This is a genomic window from Methylobacterium sp. P3_A11 (assembly GCF_056403155.1).
The window spans coordinates 1-3,750 of the sequence record NZ_JBFUGA010000205.1 but is presented as its reverse complement, the minus strand read 5'-3'; the positions used below and the strand labels follow the sequence as shown (position 1 = coordinate 3,750).

Annotated in this window: 4 protein-coding genes; 3 read left to right on the top strand and 1 reads right to left on the bottom strand. The window is 65.8% G+C overall.

All coding sequences use genetic code 11. The features are described from left to right. A partial coding sequence (locus AC1DXK_RS30435; RefSeq protein ID WP_477299665.1) for a transposase occupies positions 1–147 on the bottom strand: 147 nt, incomplete at its 3' end. A gap of 911 nt (positions 148–1,058) precedes the next feature. Between AC1DXK_RS30435 and AC1DXK_RS30430 the strand changes: the two genes are divergently transcribed. The 3 genes from AC1DXK_RS30430 (at position 1,059) to AC1DXK_RS30420 (ending at position 3,494) form a co-directional block, all read left to right on the top strand. After that, positions 1,059–2,045: an AraC family transcriptional regulator gene (locus AC1DXK_RS30430; RefSeq protein ID WP_457104587.1), complete on the top strand. Its 987-nt coding sequence runs from the start codon at positions 1,059–1,061 to the stop codon at positions 2,043–2,045. A gap of 155 nt (positions 2,046–2,200) precedes the next feature. Continuing rightward, positions 2,201–2,875, top strand: coding sequence for an IS6 family transposase (locus AC1DXK_RS30425; RefSeq protein ID WP_457104586.1), 675 nt, complete (start codon positions 2,201–2,203; stop codon positions 2,873–2,875). A gap of 391 nt (positions 2,876–3,266) precedes the next feature. Further along, the gene (locus AC1DXK_RS30420; RefSeq protein WP_210028601.1) at positions 3,267–3,494 is read left to right on the top strand and encodes a hypothetical protein; all 228 of its coding nucleotides are present in this window, start codon (positions 3,267–3,269) and stop codon (positions 3,492–3,494) included. Positions 3,495–3,750: the final 256 nt, after the last annotated feature.

The following is a 3,750-nucleotide window of genomic DNA, read 5'->3' as shown; positions in this document are numbered from 1 at the left end:
GTTCAGCATGGCGCGCCACTGCCGCAACATCGAGGGCTGGATCCCGAGCTCGGCCGCGACCTGCATCTGCGGCCGGCCGCTGCTCTCCAGCAAGGCGACCGCTTCGCGTTTGAACTCGGGTGTGAACTCTCGTCTCGTCTTCGCCATCCGACACCTTCCCCGCTCAGCATGAGCGTACCAGAGGTGTCCGTGAAACCGAGGGAGGATCAGCTCGTAGGGCAGTCGGCCGGGGAGCGCCCCTCGCCCTTTCGAAGCCGAAACGCGATTGGCCGGGCTTCGCACCCGGCCACCGTCGTGAGCTACAAACTTTTAAATTTTAAAGGTTTTAAGCCGTCCGCCTGCGCACCCGCCCACGCAGCACGGGAAACCGCGTCCAGTGCTTTGCTTCACCATGCAGCAGCGAGGCTACCCACATCTCACCGGCAACCCAGCCAATCACCACGCCGTAGAGCAGCGCCATGGGCAGCGAAAAGCCCCAGTGCTCCGTAGAAGCGACCACGCACAGAGCGGTGGCGTCGTGATGGCCTCCTGCTCCACGCGGCTGATCTGCGCGTCTGTGGGGATCGGGGCCTCGCCCTGTGCGACGCAGTCGCGCGGTTCTGCCCGTGAAGGGCTCTCGAAGGTCCCGAACGGTAGGGCCAGCGCCATCAAGATGAATGGCATGCGTGGGGTCTTCCCCGACGGCTCCCAAGCGAAACTCACCAGCGCCGGCGCCGGCATGGAGAAGACTTGGTCGAACTGCTTGATTTACTGGGCCAGGAGCAGGACCTCTCAGCTCAGTGACTTACCAGCACGCGGGAACCTCGGAAGCGCTTCGATCATCGGCCGTTTCTTCACGTCCGGCAGCCTGAACGGTCCATTAGATCAAGCAGCCGTCGGAGCATGAGCTACGGTCGATCTCACGTGACGGCGGTGTTCGCCATCGCGCGGGAGCTCCGATGCGCGCCCGCAAACCTAAAGGGCCGCCATCCAGGCGGACAAGGCAGCCCCCGGTCGCCGGTACGCCCCCGCCGATAGTCGTTCACGCCCGCGTGCCCCGCGAAAGAGGCGCTGTCGACATGCTGCGCATCGGCATCGCTGAGGCAATCGCTGCCGTCCTACCGAACCTTGGCGTTGATCTGGACGACGAGATCCGCTCAGCCAGCCAGGCTGTTGGTGAGAACGACGCTCCTTCGCGAGCGCTCCCGGAGCTTAGCAGACTGATCAGTCTCTGCGTCGCCCGAACGAACTGTCCGCATTTTGGACTGCTGGTGGGCCAGCGGGACCTCCTCGCCTCGCTCAGACTCGTGGGCGCCCTGATGCCCCAGTCGCCGACCGTTGGCGAGATCCTGACGAAGGTCGTGCGGCACCTACACAGAGAGGATGCCACCGCCGCGCCCATGCTGACCCAGCACGGCGACACTGCGCGCCTGAGTTACACCAGTGGTTCACCTGGGACTGAGTGCGCGGATCAGATCGCCGACGGTGCGGTCGCGACCGGCGTGAACGTCCTGCGTATGCTGCGCGGATCCGAGTGGTCGCCGACCGAGGTCCTGCTCCCGCATCCCCCTCCGACCGACCTGGGGCCGTTCGCCCGTTTCTTTCGCGCACCCATCCGCTTCGACGCGGGCACGGCGGGCTTGGTCTTTCCGGCAAGTTGCCTTGAGCAACAGATTGTGGCGGAGGCCGTGTTGCGCCGCCTGTTCGCAGATCGCCTCGGGCCGCCGAGCGCCGTCGCGGCGGACAGCTTTGGGGAGGAGGTCCGGCGCGTCCTCCGGGCGCGTCTTCCCAGCGATGGTTGTTCGGCCAAGGCAATTGCACCTCTGTTCTCGATGCATCGCCGGACGTTGAGCCGCCATCTCCGGCGCGAAGGTCTCTCCTTCAGCACGTTGGTCAATGAGATCCGCTTCGAGATCGCTCGCCGGCTGCTGACCCAAACCGACATGACCTTCACGCAGGTAGCGCGCGTGCTCGGGTTTGCCGAGATCAGCGTATTTACCCGGGCTTTCCGGCGGTGGTCCGGGCAGACCCCTACCGCCTGGCGTGCAGCGCATCGGCCCGGCTGAGCCAGAGGCATTACGCGAGRCAGCCGCGCAGGCGAGATCTGAGCGAGTCAGGACCGTACGTGATCCATTAGGGGTTGTTGCAAACGCGAATGCCGGGCGTTCACGGGTCGTTAGCCGCAGCCGCCCAGCTTCGCGCTCCGCTTCGGAGCCGGCCTTTGAGCCTCAACGCGCTCGCCCTCAAGCTGAAGCGAGAAGCCCGGGACGACTTCAAGGGCCGGCACTCCGAGGCCAGCCTCGTCGTCCAGGCGGTCTCTTGGTACCTGCGCGACGCCCTGAGCTACCGCGGCATCGAGGAGATGCTCCTGGAGCGCGGCCTCACAGCCGACCACTCCACCATCAACCGGTGGGTGCTGGCCTTCGCCCCCGCCATCGAGCGCCGCCTGCGCCGGTTCCGCAAACCGCATCGCGGGTCGGTGCGCGTCGATGAGCCCTGCATTCGCGTCCGCGGACGGTGGCACTACCTCTACCGCGCGAGCGGCAAGCACGGCGAGGCGGCCGGCTTCCTGCTCACGGCCAACCGCGATCTGGACGCCGTCAAGCGATTCTTCTGCAAGATGCTGCAGGATCAGCCGCGGCTCGCGCCGGATCGCATTTGCACAGATGGCGCTGGCCCGTACCCATCAGCCATAGCCGAGAGCCGCAAGGGGGGGCTGCCCCCCGCACACCTACCTACTACGTCGCCAAGCACCTGCAGCAGGGCATCGAGAGCGACCACTTTCCGGGTCAAACGCCCCACGCCGCAAGGCGGTGGCTTGCGCTCGTTCGTTCCACGTGGCGCGGCGTACGATCCAGGGCTTCGCGGCCATGCTGTGGCCGCAAAAGGGCTCTGAGTTCTCGAGCGCGTGGATGGCCTGCGAGCACAACCAGCTGCTCGCCTACTGCTTCGGACTTCCCGTCACGAACCAAAAATGAAAGCGGAGCGGCAGAGGCACTTCTGTGTCCCAACTCCGAGTTTGCGACGCGCCCGGGGCTCGCGCCCGCAGCCGCAAATTCCCGTGGCAAAGACCCTGTTGATCAAGCAGGCCGTCCGGAACAGTGATCTATCTCCAGAACGGCTGCGGTCCCGGGCCAGGTGAAGCTTGGCTCTCGTCACGCCCGCAGCGCGGCAGACCCCGTGCCATGGGCGAATGATCCCGCCTCGCCCGCGCCATGACTGGCCCGAGACCGATCACGACCAACGAGTACCTGGGGCGATACAGGGCTGAACCGAGGGAGATGACCATGCTGTGCCGTCATGTGTCCGGATTGTGCGTTCTCGCCGCGCTGACTTTCGTCCCGCTGGGCGGCGCACAGGCCGCCCCCTTGAGCTATCTCCGACCCGCGGTCGATGCGGCTGCGGTGTCCGATGGGCTGGTCATCAAGACCGTGACGGCGGTCGGGATGGCGCATCGCTCGGCCCGCAGGACCGCCCGGCGCGTCCACCGGCGCCACGGATATCATCACTACTAGCCTCGTCCGTTGGATCAGACAGCAAGTCTGACGCCACGCTGTTGTTCATCAGCAAATTTTTCGCCGATGGGAGGTCAATATGCAGAAGCGCTTGATTGCCATGGCTGCCGTCTTCGTGCTCGCCGGAGGCCCGTTGGCCTTGGCGGAGGACGTGTCCCGCACCGGCGCACTCGGTGAGACTGGAAAGCTGACCCAGACGGACTTCAAGGCCCTGACCGATGCCCGGATCGGGGTGGTGAAGGCCGCCCTCCAACTC